This window comes from Ruminococcus sp. D54t1_190329_F1 (assembly GCF_015551645.1).
Classification (GTDB): domain Bacteria; phylum Bacillota; class Clostridia; order Lachnospirales; family Lachnospiraceae; genus Blautia_A; species Blautia_A faecis.
In genome coordinates this window covers 1-20668 of the sequence record NZ_JADNDC010000053.1, presented here as the reverse complement: position 1 = coordinate 20668, position 20668 = coordinate 1, and the positions used below count along the sequence as shown (strand labels likewise).

Genomic DNA, 20668 nt, shown 5'->3' with positions numbered 1-20668 from the left:
ATCAATATAACAAGCCCCAGCAAAAAGCCGGGGCTAATACTTCAATTATTTTAGGACATTTTCAAAAACGCTTGACACAAAAAATTTCATTTCATTCTCACGTCCGGGTAATTTTTCAAGTAAAAATCAATAAATTCCTTGACGACATTTAGGGCAAATGTTATAAATATAAAGAAGAGATCTGTAAAGGTAAAGGACACGTGTCCCCATTTTTTGCAGATAATCGAATCGATAATTAGCATACTACTTAGGAGGAATATCATGCCGAACATAGAATTGCTTGAGAAATCTATGCCTGTCGCACCTATTCGTATCGCAGCGCTGGAGGGCTGCCGCGAACTTGCAGAGGAGGTAGACAGAAACCTGGTAAAATTCCGTAAGGAACTTGTAGAAAAGAAAGGCCTTGACAATATCCCACAGGGATACAGCGAAGACTCTTTTATCGTGGAGTGCGAATGTCCGCGTTTCGGTACCGGTGAAGGTAAGGGAATCATTAAGGAATCTGTCCGAGGAACTGATCTTTACATTATGGTAGATGTTACCAACTACAGTTCCACATACACTGTCTGCGGTCACGAGAATCACATGTCTCCGGATAACCATTTTCAGGATCTGAAGAGAATTATTTCCGCAGCTACAGGTAAGGCACATCGTATCAATGTAATCATGCCATTCCTTTATGAAGGCCGTCAGCACAGACGTAAGAAGAGAGAATCTCTTGACTGCGCACTGGCACTTCGTGAATTAAGTGATATGGGCGTAGCCAATATCATCACTTTTGATGCTCATGATCCGCGTGTGCAGAACTCCATTCCGTTAAATGGTTTTGACAACTTTTTCCCAACCTATCAGTTCCTGAAAGCGCTGATAAAGAACGTTGACAATTTCCAGGTTGACAATGATCATCTCATGATCATCAGTCCGGATGAGGGTGCTATGTCCAGAGCCGTATATTTTTCCAATATTCTGGGCGTTGATATGGGCATGTTCTATAAGAGACGTGATTATTCCACAGTGGTAAATGGCAAGAACCCCATCGTAGCTCATGAGTTCCTTGGCGACTCTGTAGAAGGCAAAGACGTTGTTATCATCGACGACATGATTTCTTCTGGAGAAAGTATGCTTGACGTTGCCAAACAGATCAAAGAACGTCACGCCAACCGTGTATTCATCTGCACTACTTACGGTCTGTTTACAGAAGGTATGGATAAATTTGACGCTTACTATGAGAAAGGCTGGATTGACAAGGTTATCACAACCAACCTGAATTACCGTATTCCGGAGCTTCTTACCAGACCTTACTATGTGGAAGCAAATATGAGCAAATATCTTGCAAGTATTATGGATATCATCAACCATGATGTTTCTGTTGAGAAGGTTCGTTCCAGCAATGAGAAGATCATGGATCTGATGAAGCGTGTAAATCAGTAATAGACAATAAATAAACAAACAAAGCCCTGTTCCACATTATCTCGTTTGTGGCACAGGGCTTCTTTATATTTACATATTTGCATGGATCGTAAACCGCATCTATACGTGTCTGGCACATTATTTTTCCCGAAGAATGCCCAGAAAAGCTGCCAGATTTCCTCTCCTGCCATGGGATGCCCTGTGGGAAAAGAGGAATTCCGGATTGCAGCAGGTGCAAATTCCAGGCACGGAAATATGATCTTCTTTTATTCCTGCCTCCAGAAAAATAATGTGGTTTGCTTCCCAAAGATTCAGCTGGTACTTACCATTCTTCTTTTTATAAAAAAGCCTTTCCCAGTACTTCTCTTCAAAAGCTTTCTGAAATTCCAGAATCACATCTTCGCTTACTTCATAGCAATCCTGACAGATAGAGGGACCAATTGCCGTAAAAATTTCCTCCGGATCTGAGCCAAACTGCTCTGCCATTTTCTCTATAGTCACCTTACCGATTTTCCCAACTGTCCCGCGCCATCCGGAATGAGACAAGCCCACGGCTTTGTGAACCGGATCTACGAAATACAGCGGCACACAATCTGCATAAAAGGTGCATAAAACAACACCTGGAACATTGGTGATCATTCCATCCACATCTTTATATGTTCTTGGACGCGTTACACCTTTCCCCCTGTCTTCTGCCCCCACCAGCTGCACGTTTGTAGTGTGTGTCTGATCAGATGTGACAATATCTTCCAAAGAAAAGCCTACCGCTGCACTAAGTCTGCGATAATTGTCTTTTACCGCGTTTTCTTCATCACCTCTTGTAAAGCTAAGATTCATAGATGAAAAAATTCCCTGGCTTACACCGCCAAGTCTTGTACTGAAACAATGCACAATATCCGGGAACTGTTCAAAAGAGGGATAAGTAAGATAGGTGACTCCATTATTTTCTTTTACTTGCATATGAAGTTTATTTTCGTTATGCCATTTAATCTTCATCTGATTCTCCTCTTCTTCTGATCTCACAGTTCTTCTCGAACCTGTTAAGAATTCATTCTCTAGAGCGTGTTTGAAAAAGGCTTTCTGCAAGATGTGCGTCACAATTTGTGGGAGATTTTGTCCGGATAAGGGCGCCGCAGCGAGCTACGTCAACAGAATTCTGGCATAGTATACCGCAAAGTGGGGCATACAGATTGCAGGAATATTTTTTCAAACAGGCTCTGGCTCACTGACAGAAATCAAAGGCATTTTTTATCCAGCAGATCTTATCGCCGTTGATTCCCACCACATCAAACCTGCATCTCACATCCATGCTTCTGTAATGGTTCTTCAAATATTCCACTGCCACCTTGGAAATCACCAGCTGCTTTCTGCCGTCCACTGCTGCCAGTGGACTTCCGGAGCGTTCCGTACTTCTGTACTTAACCTCCACAAAAATCAACCATCCATCAGCAGTCATTCCGATCAGGTCGATTTCCCCCAGCCAGTTCCTGTAATTTCGCTCCAGAATCATCACGCCCTGGGAAACCAGATAATCTGCAGCGATTTCTTCATAAAAAGCACCTACTTTTCGCTTGTTTTTCTGCATAAAAACTCCCATATATACTTCTGTGTAGGTATCTTTTGTATTCATAACTGCAAAACATATTCATATCCGGATCATCAGCCATTTCAAATTTTCACATTATCCTATAAAATTCTTTATAAAAGTTGCCCTGTGTATCGGACTTGGGCCATATTTTTTCAAGGCTTCAATATGTGCTGCAGCTCCATACCCCTTATTTGAGGCAAAGCCATATTCTGGCATCACTTTATCGTACTCTACCATCATCCGGTCTCTTGTGACCTTAGCTACAATGCTGGCAGCTGCAATGGAAATACTCTTGGCATCCCCTTTTATAATCGGCACCTGAGGTATGGTCACGTCGGGAATGGTTACTGCATCATTGAGAAGAATCTGCGGCACCGGCTCCAGCTTGCTGACAGCCTCACGCATTGCCTCATAGGTAGCCTGAAGAATATTGATCTCATCAATTCTCCGGGGACTTGCCATTCCGATTCCAACAGCTACCGCATTCTCCATGATCACGTCATACAATTCATCCCTTTTTTTTGCGCTTAACTGTTTGGAATCATTAAGATACAGGATTTTGCAGTCTCTTGGCAAAATAACAGCACCTGCTACAACAGGACCTGCCAGCGGGCCTCTTCCAACTTCATCAATTCCGCACACATAGCCCAGATCTTCGTATTTGCGCTCAAATTCCTTCATCTTTTCTGTGCGCAGAAGTTCTTTCTGGTAAGCCTCTTCTTTCTTATGAAGCTGCTCCAGAAGCTTCCTGACTCCACTTCTTGTATCCTCTTTGTATTTTTCAAAAAGAGCGGCATATTCTCCCGGTTCTGCTGCCTGGATCTCACTCTTTATTTCTCCGATTTTCTGCATATTATTTACCTTCTTCTGGCACCCACTCCAAAGTGATTCTTCCAATCTTTCCAGAGCGGAAGTCATCGAACAGAATCAGAGAGGCCTTTGCATAGTCCAGTTCCTCTCCTTTCTTCAGACATCCTCTGGAGCGCGCGATTGCTTCTAATATCTGCACAGCTGTGCCTTCCTCCTGGATCTGATAGCGTTTCTCCAATGCACCAGAATATTTTTCCCGAAGGAAATCAATAAGCGTAAGGGAAAGCTCCTCCATATTCAGAATATCATCCTTGATAGAGCCAATATAGGCAAGACGCATTCCCACTGCCTCATCTTCAAACTTGGGCCAGAGAATCCCAGGAGTATCCAGAAGCTCCACATTCTTATTTAGGCGGATCCACTGTTTGCCCTTGGTTACACCTGGCTTGTTTCCTGTCTTGGCGCATGCTCTTCCAGCAAAAGTATTAATAAAAGTAGACTTACCAACGTTAGGAATTCCTACTACCATAGCACGGATCGGGCGGTTTTTGATTCCTCTTCTTCTGTCCCTCTCAGTCTTCTCCCTGCAGGCTTCCTGAATAGCCGCCTGAATCGCTTTCATACCAGAGCCGCTGCGGGAATCTACTTTTACCACATAGAACCCTTTCCCCTGAAAATAAGCTTTCCATGCTTCATTCTGGCGTTCATCTCCAAGATCTGATTTGTTCAAAAGGATCAGCCTTGCTTTATTTTTCCCAAGCTCGTCAATATCCGGATTCCGGCTTGCAAGGGGAACCCTGGAGTCCACAAGCTCAATGATCAGGTCGATCAGCTTAATGTCCTCCTGCATCTGTCTTTTCGCTTTGGTCATATGACCAGGATACCATTGTACGTTCATATTTACCTCATTCTTGCAGCTGTTCAGCAGATACCGTTCCACAAAGCGTGTAACCGCGAACGTGCTGAACAATCACTTATTTTTTATAAAAGTCTCACAGTTTAATTATTCAACGGCCCTATGTCTTTCTTCGGGGATATCTGGAACCAGAGCTTACCAGTTATATATTTCTTATTCACTCGTCCGATATCGCCATAACGGCTGTCTTCGCTGTTATTACGGTTATCGCCCAGGACAAAGTACTCTCCCGCTTCCAGTGTAATGGCATTGGCTGCCATTCCCGGATTGTTGATCGCGGGAAAATCTTTGCCTTCTTTATATGTCTCTCCATTGATCAGAATTCTTCCATTCACGATCTGAATGGTCTCACCTGGAAGTCCGATCACACGGCGGATATGAAGAGCCGCATCATCACTTGCATTTGTGCGGAATACAATAAGGTCGCCGCGTTTCGGCGAGGACGCTTTATAAGCAAGCTTGTTTACAAAATACCGGCTTCCAACTGCCAGAGTAGGCTCCATGGAGCTCTCCTGCATCGTCACAGACTGAAATAGCATCATGGAGGTCAGCACTGCAAAGATCAGTGTAACTGCGATCTCGAATACCCAGATCAAAACTTTTTTCAGTTTACTGTCTTCCAATTTCTCCATGGCACCAGAAAAAGATTTTTTCTCCAGTTTTGCAATTTCCGGCATGTTGAACAACTGCTCTTTTTCTCTTTTATTTCTTCTGTCGCTCATATCTACTCCATTCGTGTCATAATTGCATGTCCTGCGTCTGGTTCCAAAACGCTTTTTTCATCTCAGGCCAGATACTTTATTATCTTATCACATATCCCGAAAAAGAAAAAGAAAAAATAATCAAAAAAATGCTGCCCAGACAGTCATCACGGCCATCTGCGCAGCAAATGTCACTGTTCGTATTCACTTCGTTCCCGAAAGCACTTCACGGAACATTACCAGTGAACAGCAACCAGCAATTTTCAATTGAAATTATTTAACAAGCTCTTTAACCTTAGCAGCTTTACCTACACGGTCTCTTAAGTAGTTCAGTTTCGCACGGCGAACTTTACCACGACGGATAACTTCTACTTCCTTTACGTGTGGGGAATGAAGCGGCCATGTTTTCTCAACGCCAACGCCGTTGGAAGCTTTTCTTACTGTGAAAGTAGCTCTGGTGCTTCCGCCCTGTTTCTTTAATACAGTTCCTTCAAAGATCTGAATACGCTCACGGTTACCCTCTTTGATCAGTGCGTGTACTCTTACGGTATCACCTACGTTAAACTGTGGAACGTCTTTTTTCAGCTGTTCTGCTTCGATGTTTTTAATAATTTCGTTCATTTTATTCTCTCCTTATTCTCTGGATGTTCTTAATACCCATCACGGTAACAGCGGACCATCTTTTTTCACAACATAAGTGATTATACTATAATTATTTTCTGTTTGCAACCATTATTTTTATAAAAAGCCCATAAAACAAGTCACAAATTTTTTTCAAAGACAACCTTCCAAAACCATTACCAACAGATAACCTCGCAGCCATCCTCTGTTACCAGTACGGTTACTTCCCACTGGGCAGAAGGCATACCGTCCTCAGTGCGTACTGTCCAGTCATCTTCCTCATCTGTATATACTTCATCGCTTCCCATATTTACCATAGGCTCAATGGTAAACATCATTCCCGGCTCCATGATCACGCCGCTGTTCTCTTCGGAAGTATAGCTTACCCAGGGATCCTCATGGAATTCCAGGCCAACGCCATGTCCGCCGATTTCTTTTACAATTGTGTAGCCATTTTCAAGTGCATGCATATGAACAGCGTGACCCATATTTCCAATAGGTTCCCATGGTTTTACCTTGGAAATACCGATTTCCACACATTCTTTGGTTACGCGGACCAGTTTTTCTTTCTCAGGACTTACATTTCCAATACAGAACATACGGGATGAGTCAGAAAAATAGCCATTGTAAATTGTAGAAACGTCTACGTTCACTATATCACCGTCCTTCAGGATCTCATCCTCAGATGGAATTCCGTGGCATACCACCTCATTCACAGAAGTACACACGCTCTTTGGAAACCCTTCATAATTCAACGGTGCCGGGATTCCTCCATGACGCACAGTTTCCTCATGTACCCAATGATCGATTTCTTCTGTTGATACACCAGCTTTAATATGCTCTGCCACATAATCAAGTACTGCAACATTGATTCGACAGCTCTCTTTAATCTTCTCAATCTGCTCTGGAGTCTTGATCAGTTTATGATCCAGAACCGGATATCCTTTCTGACGCAGGATTTCTACTTTCGCATCAAAAGCCTCATGGCATTTTTTATATTTCTTTCCACTGCCGCACCAGCATGGATCATTACGTCCGATTTTTGTTGACATTTCACTCTCTCCTTTTATCTGTGGCTGCTGCGAATGCTACAGCAGTACTTTTTCTTTTGTAAAACATGATATAAACTCACTCTGTTTCTCATTTTATACTTGAAACAGATAAATTGCAACTAATTTTCTATAGAAGTCTCTACCTCCTGCAATTCATAGTAACTGTTCATATTTTTTCAGCTGTTTTTTTCCCACGCAAACAGCTAAAAGAGTTTCAAATGTAAACACAAAAAGAGTATTTCATTTTCTCTGATCTAAGAATTTGAAATACTCTTTTGCTTTTGAAAATTATATGTAACTAATTAGCTGCTGCATCTGCGCCTGCCTCTGTGGCAGTATCTGCTGCACTCTCTTCACTTCCCGCCATGATCTTACTCAGTTCTTCGATCATCTCGTCATCCTTCAGTCTGAATTTGACCTCAACACGACGGGAAGCCTCTTTATCTACATTTCCATCTGCATCCAGAATCGGATTCGCCATGGAATGTCCGTTTACAGTCAGGTAATCCTGCAGATCCAGGCTCTGATCCTCAGTCAGAAACTCCCCCTGAATATCAAGAAGATACTGTGCCACTGCAAGTGAACGTTGCTGGGAAAGCTCCAGATTATACGCATAATCACCATCTGTATCTGTATAACCGTCAATAATGATCTCAGCAAGATAATTCTTATAAGTATCCTCCATCAACACCTTACAGTAAATCGGAAGTACGTTTCGGAGTGCTTCCTTACCAGCATCTGTAAGCTCCGACTCATCAACGTCAAACAATACACTGGCATCCAGTGTCAATGCACCAGTCTTGGAATCCAGATTTACATTGATATTATTTTTCTGGAATTCTTTTTGAAGTGCTTCCACAACTTCGGCCTTGACACCAATAATATTATCGATCTTTGTCTGCTGCTCACTAAGCTGCGTGGTCTTCTCATCCAGATCCGTCTGCTGCTGATTCAGAAGAGCCTGCTGCTCTTTTAACTTGGCTTCCTGCTCTGCCAGAGTCTGTGCCAGTGCAGTCAGCTTCTCATCTTTGGTCTTAATAGTTCCTTCCTGTTCTTCAATGGTATTCTGCTTGGCAAGAAGATCAGCCGTATACTCTGCCTGCAGAGCCAGCTTCTCATCTCTCTCCTGAATACTCTCGTCGTAGCTCTTCTGAGCCTGGAAAAGCGTCAATGACATGATCAGTATGAAAAGAAGCAGAACGCCGGCCATAACATCGGAATAAGAGCGCCATATATTAAAGCCTCCATCCCCTGATTTTCTTTTTTTGCGCATGTCTATCTCCTCTTATCTGAATAAGCCAAATTTTCCTTTCTGTGCCGCCTTGGAAAGCTCTTTCATGTTCTTGTTGATTTCCTCAAGAAGAGCCTGCTGTCCCTCATTCTGCTGAGCAATCAGATTGCCCAGCTTCTCTACAGAATCATTTCTTCCGCTTGCGATCAGAGATACATCTCTGGTATTCGCTGCAGTCACCTCACTGAGGAGCTTGCGGACCTGTTCCATTGTTTTATAGGAAAGTCTCTGATACTGGGCAAAATCCTCCATCTGGGCCGTAAACTGCTCTGCCATCTTGCTGTTTGCCTGGATCAGATCTGCACTTGCCTGACCTGTAGCCCCTACTCTCTCAATAGAAGAAGCTGCTGTTTCAACATATTTCTGCATTGCCTGGTTGCAGGCAACCCAGAACTTAGCTGCAGATTTCTCGGCATCCTTCAGATAATCCACAATATGCTGATAATCCTGCTGCTGCATCTTCTGGATCTCCTGATTCTCAGAAAGGATACGATTGGCAGTAGACATGTAGCGGGTCTGCATACCTCCCATCTCCCTTACCATATCTGTAATGGCTTTGTCCTGCTTGTCATAGGTCTCAGAAAGCTTCTGGCTCATAGTCTGGTACATGGCAGAAGTATAAGCTGTATTCTCTTTCTGTGCCTTTTTCAGCTGATCCAGTGCCACGTTGAAATCACGGAACTGCATATGGAAAGAATTGTTCATCTGTTTTAAAAATTCGTCCGATATTTCACGAATAGCATCCTCCTGACATCTGGTTACAGAAGAAACCAGCATATCCAGAGAATCATTCATCTTCTGGAAGGTAGGTGTGATAACCTTCTCAAAGCTGTCTGCCATCTGAACGGAAAACTGCTCTGCCATCTGTTTCATGGCGCTTGTCTGCAGCTTCTGGCTTGCAAGCAGCAGATTTCTGGACTCATTCTCCGCTGTAGGCATTACATAAGAATGAAACTTTTCAAGGAATCCCTGAAGCTCCTCTGTCATGGATGAATACTCTCCCTTCATCCCAAAGGTATAAATAATGGAAAAAGAGATACCATAAATAGAGGTAAGGAATGCTACTTTAATACCTTCCACCAGCGCTTCTACAGAAGAAGTCATGGCACTGTAATCAGTAGGCTGAAAATCCCGAAGACCCCAGACAAGACCAAGGAAAGTACCTAAAATACCAAGACTGGTAAAGATATCCGGAACCATTTCCAGAAGCTTCTTATGAACATGGATATCCAGCTCATCTTCATTAATGAATTCCTCAATATCCCCAAGACCTTCTTTACTATTGTTAATGCTGTCTGTAAAGCTGTCCATCTTCTGATCCAGATATTTATCATCGAAGAGCTCGCCTAAATATGTAAGATTCCTGGGATCTGTCTTCCCAGGAGTCTTGAACATACTGTTCAGCTCCTCTACTGCTCTGTGAAATGCCGTACTCAGATTATTCATACGGAACATTCCACCAAACATTGCGATCAGATACAGGACTGCGATCACCGCCAGAAATACGAAATTGTAGATCGTAGATGATAAGTTCCCCCTGCCGGCAAATAAAGTCAAAGCAGTGGTTCCTGCAAGAACCGCAACAAACAATACAGAATGTGTGATTTTTTTCTTCATTGTCTGCCTCCCCATTTGTATTTTCACAAAATAGATATGCCGTCTGTCGACGGCATCACCATATATGAATGCCAACTACTCTGCGCTTATAGCATCTGCAGAGCTGTTTAAAAAATCATTCCCGCAATCTGCACGCCCAAGGCTTCCATCGTAATAAATTGGTGCATTTTGTGAATTTTCCATTAATAATGGTACATTTTTTATCATAATATCACAATTTTCTAATAATAACAAGAAAAAACATACCCCTTGCCTAATGAAAAATGTTACCTGTTACTGCTCACGACCTTCACAGTAATCGTTTCACACCTTTTTCATACAGCCAGGGGTATTATATCATATTTCATATTTTCAGGCGTAAACCTTATCTTCCTCCAGGAATCTGGCCTTACCATCCTTCACTTCTACCAGGTTAATGCTGCAGTTAGGCGGCACACATCCATGCCAGAAATGTTCAGGATCCTTGTACAGGTTCTGGAGAAGAGCCCGCACTGCACATCCATGGGAAGACACCAAAATCGTTTTGTCTGCCAGAGACGGATCTGAGGTTTTTTCAAGCCAGAATTCTCTGGTACGATCCAGGACATCCTGAATATTCTCTCCATTTTCCGGACGCGGAAATTTCAGAGGATCCTTAAAAAACAGATCAAATTCTTCGCAGTTGGACTCCATAGTATTTCCAGTTCTCATAATGTGTCCTTCCAGAACCCCGAAATTAATTTCCTGAATCCTTTTATCCGGTATCACAGGAATATCACGGCCACCCAGAACTAACCGGGCAGTCTGTCTCGCACGGGTAAGAGGACTTGTAAAACAGATATCAAACTTTACATCCATCAGAGCCTCGCCCGTTCTTCTGGCAAGATCAATTCCCTCCTGAGCAAGAGGAATGTCTGCTGAACCCTGAGCCTTATGAAGGTGGTTCCAGGGCGTCAGACCGTGTCTTACAATATATAAAAGCATCAGCTTCTCAACTCGATTCCAAGGCCTTCCAGACCATTTAAAATTTTCTTCATTGCCGCAGAAATCTCGCTTTCTTCCAGGGTCTTATCGTGATCACGGAATACAAGCGCATAAGCCATAGACTTGTAGCCACCCTTGATCTGGCTTCCTTCGTAGATATCAAACAGCTGATAGCTCTCCAGGATCTTTCCGCCTCTCTGAGCAAGAATGTCCTCGATCTGACCTGCAAGCACCTGTTTCGGAACCAGCATACTGATGTCACGGGTTACTGCCGGATATTTTGCAATTCCGGTAAACTTGCGGTCAAAATTTGCAAATTCAAGAACGCTCTTGATATCGATCATTGCGATATATGCGCGCTCCCCAATTCCATAATTATCTGCAACCAGCGGATGAACCTCTCCAAGGTAACCTACAACGGTTCCCTCGTATACCATATCGGCCTGTCTTCCAGGATGAAGAAATGGTTTTCCGCTTGCCGGATCATACTCCATTTTCTTCTTCATACCGATTTTTTCGAAGAACTCCTCACAAACGCCCTTCATGTCAAAGAAATCACCGGTTCCGTACATTCCAAGTGTAAACATGGTTCTTTCATCTGGAAGCTCGGTAAGTGGAAGTGCCTTCGGAAGATATACATTTCCAAGCTCATAAAGACGAACGTCTTTGTTTCTTCTGTTATAGTTAGTTGCCAGAGAAGAAAGCATTCCATTCAGTGTACTGGTACGCATAATGCTGTAGTCCTCACCAAGAGGATTGCTGATGGTGATCACCTGACGAAGTACATTATCTTCTGGAATTCTCAGTTTGTCAAATACCTTCGGGCTCTCAAATGAGTAAGTCATACCTTCTGAGAATCCGCAGTACTCTGCAATATCTCTTGCGATATTTTCAATGCGAAGCTTGAATGGCATTTTTCCTGTAGTAGCCTCACCGGATGGCAAAGTTGTAGGAATCTTGTCATATCCGTAGAAACGTGCAATTTCTTCTGCAACATCTGCCATGCAGTGGATATCCTGGCGGAAAGTCGGTGCTACGATTTCATTTGTCTCCTCATCATAGGTGAGTTCGATCTTTGCAAGATAGCCAAGCATCTCTTCTTTGGAAAGATTTGTTCCAAGAAGACCGTTGATACGGTCTGGCTCAAATTTTACACGGGATGGCTTGCTGACCTTATTGCAGATATCAACCATACCGCCAACAACCTCACCGGCACCAAGCTCTTCCATCAGCTGGCAGGCTCTGTCGATTGCAGCCTTTGCATTATTCGGATCAAGACCTTTCTCAAACTTGCCGGAAGCATCTGTACGAAGTCCGATTCTCTTGGAAGAAAGTCTGATGTTTGTTCCATCAAAGCAGGCTGCCTCAAACAGAACTGTGTGTACGTCATCTGTGATCATGGAGTTCTCGCCGCCCATAATACCTGCGATTCCAACTGGTTTCTCACCATCGCAGATCATCAGGACGTTCTCGTCCATAATACGTTCCTGACCATCCAGTGTGACAAATTTCTCATCTTTACCCGCACAGCGTACAACAATTTCATGGTTTGCAATCGTATCGAGATCGTAAGCATGCATTGGCTGTCCAAACTCTTCCATTACATAGTTGGTGATATCTACCAGATTGTTGATCGGGCGGATTCCATTGGAAGCCAGGCAGCGCTGCATCCATTTCGGAGATGGTCCGATCTTAACATTTTTTACAACTCTTGCACAATAACGTGGGCAAAGCTCCGGTTTCTCTACAGTTACCTTTACGTAATCAGAAGCTTTTTCATCATTTCCTGTCTCTTTAACTTCCGGAGGGTAAAATTTCTTACCAAAAGTAGCTGCTGCTTCTCTTGCAATTCCAAGAACACCGTAACAGTCAACACGGTTGGATGTGATCTCATATTCAAATACAACGTCATCAAGTCCAAGAGCCTTAATAGCGCTTTCACCTACAACTGCGTTTTCCGGGAATATATAAATTCCATATTCTGGGGCTTCCGGATACATATCCCGGTTGCTTCCCAGCTCTTCGATGGAGCACATCATGCCGTTGGACGGTACTCCGCGAAGTTTTCCGGCTTTGATCCTGATTCCGCCAGGAGTCATTTTTCCATCATGTCCTCCTGCTACACGACCTCCGTCAAGAACAACCGGAACCTTGTCTCCCTCTTTTACGTTTGGAGCACCCGTAACGATCTGGATCACCTCAGATCCGATATTCACCTGGCAGATGATCAGCTTATCTGCATCCGGATGTTTCTCAATTTTCTCAATCTGTCCGATTACAATCTTTTCAAGGTCAGCATCAAGCCTGGTGAAGCCTTCTACCTTTGTACCTGACAATGTCATTGCATCTGTATATTCCTGTGCGGTTACGTCAAGATCCGGCACATACATTTTCATCCAAGATAATGAAGTATTCATTTATTTAATCCTCTTCTCACTCTAATATTTATATTATGAAAGGTAACTGCTCAGTACTTTCACAGTTACACGCTTCGCGATGCCCAGAAATCAGAACTGCTTCAGGAAACGGATGTCGTTCTCATAAAGCAGACGCATATCATCAATCTCATATTTCAGAAGCGCAATACGCTCAAGACCTACGCCGAATGCAAAACCAGTGTACTCCTCCGGATCAATTCCACACATGCGAAGTACATTGGGATGAACTGTTCCACAGCCAAGGATTTCAATCCAGCCGGATCCTTTACAGAAACGGCAGCCTTTTCCGCCGCATTTGAAGCAGGAAACATCAACCTCTGCACTTGGCTCTGTAAACGGGAAGTGATGTGGTCTGAATTTTGTTTTGGTTTCTGGTCCGAAAAGCTCTTTCGCAAATACTTCAAGAGTTCCTTTCAGGTCTGCGAACGTAATATTTTTATCTATTACAAGGCCCTCAATCTGATGGAAGGATGGAGAATGAGTTGCATCTACTTCATCAGAACGGAATACTCTTCCAGGTGCGATCATACGAATCGGCAGTTTGCCTTTTTCCATGGCACGTGCCTGAACCGGAGATGTCTGGGAACGAAGAAGTATGGAATTATTGATAAAGAAAGTATCCTGCTCGTCTCTTGCCGGATGATTCTCCGGAATATTCAGCTTGGTAAAGTTGTAATCTGCATATTCAACTTCCGGACCTTCTACAACTTCATAGCCCATTCCAATAAAAATGCGCTCAACCTCTTCCAGCGCAATGCTGTTGGGATGACGATGACCGATTCTGGATTTCTTTGCAGGTAGGGTAACATCGATTACTTCTGCTTTCATCTTCTCTTCTCTGACTGCTTCTTCCAGTTTCTGTCTGGACTCTTCAAGAAGACCTTCGATCTTAGCTCTGGTCTCGTTTACAAGCTGGCCAACCTTCGGTCTCTCCTCCGGGGAAACGTCTTTCATTCCTTTTAAGATTGCGGTAAGCTCTCCCTTTTTTCCAAGATATGCCACACGCACATCATTTAATTTATCCAGGCCTTCGGATTCTTCAATCCGTACTCTGGCGTTCTCAGCCAGTTCCTGAAGTCTTTCTTTCATATCCATGGTTCATTTCTCCTTTATTTTTATAATCTGCCAGATGAGGGGGGGAAGGAAGGTAAGAAAATATCTACATAGCAGATTTTTTCTTTCGTAAAGCGGATTGTTCAGCGCTCGCGCTCCAAGGACTTTACAATGCGAAAAACCCGCTTTGCGTATTTCCTACATTTTCGCGGCAGTCACCAAGTTCTCACCCAAGCGTGGACTTTGACTCTTGCTCGTGAAAATAAAAAAGCTCCGTCCCCAACAAAAGGGACGAAGCATATTCCGCGGTACCACCCTGATTCCTGTATATACAGGCTCTCCCGCCGCTTAACGCGCAGCTTCACGTCGCTTCCTACTGAAATTTCAGAAACGCGGCTCCGGTGCGAAACTCAGAAACTATCTGAACTTAAGGAAGCTTACAGCCGGTGGCTTCCTCTCTCTGAAAGAAAATAATTTCCTAAAAACACCTTCCTGGCTTTTTCTCTTTTATAACTATGCCACATCAGAGTGAATCTGTCAAGAGGTTAATTTGTCTGTTGCTCTTCCTTCTTTTTCTCAGCTGAAGCTTTCATCTCAATCTTTTTCTTTCTCTCATTCTCTTTTTCCAGATATTTTTTCTTCTCTTTATTAAGCTCTTTTTCCGCCTCATCGCGCTCGCGGCTGAGCATTTCCCTCATGGATGCCTGGGCCATTCTGAACTGTTTTTCAAAATAAGCGTTGATCTCTGCTCCATACAGCAGCAGATTCATACAGATATACAGCCACAGCATCACCATGATCAACGCAGTCAGGCTTCCATACATATTGCTGAAGCCTGGAAACATGTCAAAATAAATAGAAAAGAAATAGGAAAACAGGGACCACCCTGCTGCAATCAGAAGAGCTCCCGGCACCTGACTTTTAAAAGTAGCTTTACGGTTTGGAAGCATTTTATACAAAATCAGAAAGATCAGAAACAGTCCGGCAAATACAAGCGCCGTCCTGGCTCCAATGATCTTTCCGATAATTCTCCCAAGGAATGGAACGTACTTTCCTGCCATAATCTGAATCTGATTTCCAAGAACCAGAAGCAGAAGACTTGCAATAATTGCAATGCTGAACAGAAATGTATAAACAACTGCATACATTCTGGTAATCAGCCAGTTACGGGTCTCATGGACGTGATAAATGCTATTCAGTCCGTTCGTAAGGGATTGCATGGCTTTTCCTGCTGACCACAATGCCATGATAGCAGAAATCGGAACTACCGCCGTGCTTCTGCCATATACTTCTGATACAATGGTAAGCACAAAATTCTGTATATTGTGGGGCACAAATGCCCGGATGGTTTCGCTGACCATATTGTATGTTAAAGGTGTATATCGAATTATAGTCGTGAGAAACAGAATAAACGGAATAAAAGACATAATCAGGAAATATGCTGCCTGTGCCGCATAAGCTCCCACATGGTCTCCATTTGCCCTGTCCATAAAACCGAACAGAAGCTGGAGAACGCTCTGTTTTTCTTTCTTCTTATCCATATGATTGCTCCTGTTACATTTTCGTAATCATTTTTTGTATCATATCACGAAACATGCTTTCTGTCTACTTTTTCCTGGTGTTACTGTTCTTTCCGTTCACAGCAACAATTACTGTTCACTCCATAATCAGTAAACGCTTCGCGATGCACAAAAAGACGAACCTTCCTGTGACAAGCACAAACAGCAGCGTTTGCTGCGCAAACTTAATTCTCGGGTTTTCTGTGAACTTTGTTCACAAAAATACCTTGCAAAATGTCATGTTTCCCGCTTTGACAGGTTATTCCCCACCACTTCCAACGTAATATCCTTAAAAAAATAATTTAGGATATCCTGCCAGCCATAGCCTTCCCTGGCCATTTCATTTGCCCCGTTCTGGCTCATTCCCACACCGTGTCCATACCCTTTCCCCTGAATCTGTACTGCCTTACCGGATTTCACGTTCAGTTCAAAATAGGCGCTTGGCAGAAGATTACTGCCGTTCACAATACTTCCATCTTTTTCTGTAATCAAACACCCTGCCGGGGAAAGAAATTGCCGTATTTCATATTCGCCTTCCAGCTGTATACTTTTATTTTCCGTCACAATCTCCATTCCCGTAACTGCACCACTGATATTCTTTTTAATAACCTGAAGTCCTATAAATTTCCCACTGCCTTCCAGATTTCCCGATCGTTTCTCCAAAGTTTCCCAGGGAATTTCCACGCTCCAGCTGCTCCATGGCATATTCTGGTCAAAATCACATTCTACACTTTTCAGATAAGCTGCTGACCTGTCTGCTCCCCATATCTCATCTGTGCTTGTCCTGCCTGCTGATGTAGAAAAATAATAAGCCGTGATCGGTTCTCCATTCTGGCATAGGATCTGACCTTTTGTATCCTGTACTGCTTTATTTGTTCTTTTATCTGCCCCAAAATTGTTGTAAACCTGATAATTCACGCTGTCATCTACATCCGCCCCATATTTTTCCAGACTGTTTTCCTGTATCTGGCAAACTGCATAGGTTCTGGCACATACTGCCTGGGCCATCAATGCCTGTTCTTCATAGGATGCAGGCATTTCACTTGGGACTACAGCTTCCAGATAAGCTTCCAGGGACAATTCATTAATAATCAGCAGCCCCTGCGCTGTCTTTTTAATTTCCAGAGTTCCATAATAAACAGGAGGATTCTGAGCTCTTTCAATAGAGGGAATCGCAATGCCATCAGTTCCCCCGTCCAGAAGCAGACTATCATTCTGGAGCTCCTGTGAATCCGGGGTGTAGGTATGTTCTTTTCCTTTTTGTTCTATGGTTACTGACTGGTGATAACAGGATTGCCAGGACGAGTCTGTGAGCAGAACGCGAATGGAAGGCTCTCGTTGTTGCACCTTGTTTTCGTCAGTTTCCTTTTTCTTTTCTTTCTGCTCCCTTTTGGCACTTTCTTCACTCCTCTTGTTCATTTCTGCGGCTTTTCCAAACAAAAGCAGCCAGCCCAGCAGTACAATCAGAAAATAATTCAATCCATAAAAAAATCTGGTCTTCTTCATACAAAAGTATATGAAGAAAACCAGACAAAAATATCTGTATTATAATTATTTTCTTACGTCAAATTTATATGCGGTAAAAGACTGATATTTCTCACCAGCTTCCAGTACTGGTGAATGGAATGCTTCCACATTTACTGCATTTGGTTCAACCTGTGTCTCAAGGCAGAAGCCTTCACGCTTATTGTAAACATGTCCATTCTTACCCTTCTCGTCAATAACAAAATTACCAGCATAGAACTGCACACATGGACAATCTGAAATCACATCCATCGTAATGCCAGAGGTTTCATTGTAAGCAGCTGCAACCGTTCTCCGACTGCCTTTCGCGTAATTGTCAGTCACATAATTGTGGTCATATCCGCCTGTGTACTTCAGCTGCTGGAAGTCTGCCTCGATTTCCTGGCCAATCTTTTTCGCCTTATTAAAATCCATAGGAGTACCCTCTACTGCTGCATATTCGCCTGTAGGAATAGAAAACTCATCCACCGGATTATAATCTCTGGCATGGATTGTAAGATATGTATCAAGAACCTTGCCGCTTCCCTCCCCTGTAAGGTTGAAGTAGGAATGGTTGGTCATATTTGCCAGTGTCGCCTTGTCACTGATTCCACTATAGTAAATCTGCAGGGTATTGTCCTCTGTAAATTCATATGTAACAGACACCTGGAATTCTCCTGGAAATCCATTCTCGCCATCCGGGCTGATCCTGGAAAAAGTAATGGCATTCTTATCAGAATCTGTATTCTTAACAGTCCAAATCTTCTTCTCGAAGCCATTGGGACCGCTGTGAAGATTATTGTCATTCTCATTCTTGTCAAGCTGGTATTCCTGTCCATAAAGGGAAAATCTGGCACCTGCGATACGGTTTCCACTTCTTCCTATGATTGCACCAAAGAAGCAGCCATTTACTTCGTACTGCTGAACGTCGTCATAACCAAGCACCACATCCGTAAGCTCCCCATCTTTGTCCGGAACGCAAAGCTTCACAAGAATGGCACCGTAATCCATCACTTCTGCATATGCACCGGATTTATTCTCCAGATGGTATAAAGTAATCTCTTCCCCAGAGGTTAAGTTTCCAAATTTCTTTGCTGTAACACCCATATTACCTGCCTCCCTGTTCTAAAAAATCCCAGAATGCCGTTCCCTTTCTTTTGACGCCTAGCTAACCGCTAGGTGGGTATCCTCAACAGGACTTCTGCCTACCACAACGAGAGGTCTGACATCCGCACTGCGATATTGGATTCCCTTGATGTCAATGTAGGTTCAAAAATAAAAGGGGCCTCGCACATCCCAGGATTCATTTTTCTAAAAATAATTATACTCTAGTATATACTGTTTTTCAACAGAAAATGCACAAATTCTTTTTACTGATTTTTAACTGATTTTTAGAATCTCTTTCACAGTTGCAGGCATATCTTCTGCATCTACTACCCGGTCATGAAGTACTGGTGCAGTACGGATATCGTTGACAGCCTTCGGAACTGCCACCCCGGAAAGCTTCTCAAGTGCGTCTGCAAGCCCGAAATCATCCAGATTCTCATGTCCTTCTGAGATTGCATCCATAACACTTCTGGTAAACTTGTATGGACTTGCTGTAGAAGCAATAACTGCCGGAATCTTATCCCCGGTATCTTTCACATATTTTTTGTATACGCCAGCAGCAACTGCAGTATGTGTATCAATCACATAATCACTTGTCTTATATACTTCGCGGATAGCTTCCTTCGTCTCTTCTTCGGAGCAGTAGTTTCCATAGAAATCTTTCAGCTGGGCTTTCATCTCGGGTGTAATAGTGTATTCACCACCCTTGGAAAGATTTTCCATGAGTTTTGCACACTCCTCAGGATTTCCGCCTGCAATGCGATAGATCAGGCGCTCCAGATTGCTGGAAATCAAAATATCCATAGATGGAGAACTGGTAAGGATAAAGTCTCTCTTTCTATTGTATGTACCTGTGGAGAAGAAATCAAACAGAACCTTGTTCTCATTAGAAGCACAAATCAGCTTGTTCACCGGAAGTCCCATCTGTTTTGCATAAAATGCTGCCAGAATGTTTCCAAAATTTCCTGTAGGAACTACTACATTGATTTCCTGTCCGGCTTCGATCTTGTTCTGGCGCACCAGTGCAGCATATGCATATACATAATAAACGATCTGGGGAACAAGACGTCCAATGTTAATGGAGTTTGCAGAAGAGAACTGGAATCCAGCCTGGGAAAGCTCTGCTGCCAGTTCTTTATCATTGAACATTTTCTTTACAGCTGTCTGGGCATCGTCAAAATTACCTGTGATGCCCACAACGTAGGTATTGGCACCTTTCTGGGTTACCATCTGCTTCTCCTGGATCGGGCTTACGCCATGCTTCGGATAGAATACAATAATCCTGGTTCCCGGAACATCGGCAAAACCTGCAAGTGCTGCTTTTCCAGTATCTCCGGAGGTCGCAGTCAGGATAACGATCTCATTTTTTACATTATTCTTTCTTGCTGCAGTAGTCATAAGATATGGCAAAATGGAAAGTGCCATGTCTTTAAATGCAATTGTAGGACCATGGAAAAGTTCCAGATAATATGCCCCGTCAGCTTCCTTAAGAGGTGCGATCACATCTGTGTCAAACTTCTTGTCATATGCTCGGTTGATACAAGTGCGCAGCTCTTCTTCTGTAAAGTCAGTAAGAAGGCGGCTCATTACCTGATAAGCAGTTTCCTGATAAGTCATTCTGGAAAGTTCATCCATAGAAACATCAAGTGCCGGAATCTGTGTTGGTACAAACAGTCCTCCATCTTCAGAAAGTCCCTTTAAAATAGCCTGGGAAGCGGTTACCGGTTCTCCTTTTCCTCTGGTGCTCTGGTACATTACCTGCATTTGTTATTCCTGCCTTTCGCTTATTGTTATGAGGTACACATTCCGGAATCTGTAACCTTCCGACAGTCATCCTCTCTTTGTTATCATATTTTAACTTTACAGGTATTATACATACTTCACCGTGCTAAATCAACACCCAATTTGAAAAAGCCACCTGGAATTGTAATTGATATGCCCCTTGTCAAGTAGACAGGTGAGATATCTAAAGGTAAGCGACAAAAATACCTACATTTCATTTTGGAGTGTAGGTATTTTTATGCACACCATTTCTCTTT

19 protein-coding genes, 1 other RNA gene and 1 other annotated feature are annotated in these 20668 nt (G+C 43.2%); of the genes, 1 reads left to right on the top strand and 19 read right to left on the bottom strand.

Annotated elements, in window-relative coordinates:
- Positions 1–261: 261 nt before the first annotated feature.
- Positions 262–1431 carry a ribose-phosphate pyrophosphokinase gene (locus tag I2D69_RS17920; RefSeq protein ID WP_173719481.1) on the top strand — a complete coding sequence of 390 codons (1170 nt, stop codon included), beginning with the start codon at positions 262–264 and terminating at the stop codon, positions 1429–1431.
- Between the two features lie 117 nt (positions 1432–1548).
- On the opposite strand, the gene pgeF is transcribed toward I2D69_RS17920, so the two are convergent.
- From pgeF to thrC, 19 genes are all read right to left on the bottom strand, one after another.
- Positions 1549–2406 carry a peptidoglycan editing factor PgeF gene (gene pgeF, locus I2D69_RS17915; protein ID WP_173719480.1) on the bottom strand — a complete coding sequence of 286 codons (858 nt, stop codon included), beginning with the start codon at positions 2404–2406 and terminating at the stop codon, positions 1549–1551.
- Between the two features lie 52 nt (positions 2407–2458).
- Complete coding sequence (locus I2D69_RS21285) at positions 2459–2620, bottom strand: DUF6783 domain-containing protein (protein ID WP_306467810.1); 162 nt, start codon at positions 2618–2620, stop codon at positions 2459–2461.
- 12 nt (positions 2621–2632) lie between these two features.
- Entirely contained in the window at positions 2633–2995 is a 363-nt protein-coding gene (locus I2D69_RS17910) for a YraN family protein (protein ID WP_148462608.1), read from the bottom strand.
- Positions 2996–3091: 96 nt separating this feature from the next.
- A complete protein-coding gene (locus I2D69_RS17905; RefSeq protein WP_173719479.1) occupies positions 3092–3850 on the bottom strand; it encodes a ribonuclease HII in 759 nt (252 codons plus the stop codon).
- 1 nt (position 3851) lies between these two features.
- The gene (gene ylqF, locus I2D69_RS17900) at positions 3852–4706 is read right to left on the bottom strand and encodes a ribosome biogenesis GTPase YlqF (RefSeq protein WP_173719478.1); all 855 of its coding nucleotides are present in this window, start codon (positions 4704–4706) and stop codon (positions 3852–3854) included.
- 101 nt (positions 4707–4807) lie between these two features.
- Positions 4808–5446, bottom strand: coding sequence for a signal peptidase I (gene lepB, locus I2D69_RS17895; RefSeq protein WP_330590334.1), 639 nt, complete (start codon positions 5444–5446; stop codon positions 4808–4810).
- Positions 5447–5698: 252 nt separating this feature from the next.
- Positions 5699–6046 carry a 50S ribosomal protein L19 gene (gene rplS, locus I2D69_RS17890; RefSeq protein WP_118578454.1) on the bottom strand — a complete coding sequence of 116 codons (348 nt, stop codon included), beginning with the start codon at positions 6044–6046 and terminating at the stop codon, positions 5699–5701.
- Between the two features lie 176 nt (positions 6047–6222).
- Positions 6223–7098 (bottom strand): methionyl aminopeptidase, encoded by an 876-nt coding sequence (locus I2D69_RS17885; RefSeq protein WP_148462611.1) that lies wholly within the window; start codon positions 7096–7098, stop codon positions 6223–6225.
- A 298-nt stretch (positions 7099–7396) separates the two neighbouring features.
- The gene (locus tag I2D69_RS17880; RefSeq protein WP_173719477.1) at positions 7397–8371 is read right to left on the bottom strand and encodes an OmpA family protein; all 975 of its coding nucleotides are present in this window, start codon (positions 8369–8371) and stop codon (positions 7397–7399) included.
- A gap of 12 nt (positions 8372–8383) precedes the next feature.
- Positions 8384–10006 (bottom strand): MotA/TolQ/ExbB proton channel family protein, encoded by a 1623-nt coding sequence (locus I2D69_RS17875; protein ID WP_173715520.1) that lies wholly within the window; start codon positions 10004–10006, stop codon positions 8384–8386.
- Between the two features lie 75 nt (positions 10007–10081).
- Positions 10082–10240, bottom strand: coding sequence for a hypothetical protein (locus tag I2D69_RS17870; RefSeq protein WP_173719476.1), 159 nt, complete (start codon positions 10238–10240; stop codon positions 10082–10084).
- Between the two features lie 117 nt (positions 10241–10357).
- On the bottom strand, positions 10358–10969 hold the full coding sequence (locus I2D69_RS17865; RefSeq protein ID WP_173719475.1) for a histidine phosphatase family protein: 612 nt from the start codon (positions 10967–10969) through the stop codon (positions 10358–10360).
- Entirely contained in the window at positions 10969–13386 is a 2418-nt protein-coding gene (gene pheT / locus I2D69_RS17860) for a phenylalanine--tRNA ligase subunit beta (RefSeq protein ID WP_173719474.1), read from the bottom strand. The genes I2D69_RS17865 and pheT overlap by 1 nt, the downstream gene beginning before the upstream one ends.
- A gap of 90 nt (positions 13387–13476) precedes the next feature.
- Positions 13477–14496 (bottom strand): phenylalanine--tRNA ligase subunit alpha, encoded by a 1020-nt coding sequence (gene pheS, locus I2D69_RS17855; protein ID WP_173770890.1) that lies wholly within the window; start codon positions 14494–14496, stop codon positions 13477–13479.
- Between the two features lie 248 nt (positions 14497–14744).
- Positions 14745–14963, bottom strand: a binding site (T-box leader).
- A gap of 42 nt (positions 14964–15005) precedes the next feature.
- Complete coding sequence (locus tag I2D69_RS17850) at positions 15006–16001, bottom strand: YihY/virulence factor BrkB family protein (RefSeq protein ID WP_173715516.1); 996 nt, start codon at positions 15999–16001, stop codon at positions 15006–15008.
- Between the two features lie 255 nt (positions 16002–16256).
- Positions 16257–17438: a SpoIID/LytB domain-containing protein gene (locus I2D69_RS17845; RefSeq protein ID WP_195380337.1), complete on the bottom strand. Its 1182-nt coding sequence runs from the start codon at positions 17436–17438 to the stop codon at positions 16257–16259.
- A 132-nt stretch (positions 17439–17570) separates the two neighbouring features.
- Complete coding sequence (locus I2D69_RS17840; protein WP_195380336.1) at positions 17571–18629, bottom strand: aldose epimerase family protein; 1059 nt, start codon at positions 18627–18629, stop codon at positions 17571–17573.
- A gap of 21 nt (positions 18630–18650) precedes the next feature.
- Positions 18651–18828: non-coding RNA, 6S RNA (ssrS, locus tag I2D69_RS17835), on the bottom strand.
- Positions 18829–18902: 74 nt separating this feature from the next.
- The gene (gene thrC / locus I2D69_RS17830) at positions 18903–20393 is read right to left on the bottom strand and encodes a threonine synthase (protein WP_195380335.1); all 1491 of its coding nucleotides are present in this window, start codon (positions 20391–20393) and stop codon (positions 18903–18905) included.
- Positions 20394–20668: the final 275 nt, after the last annotated feature.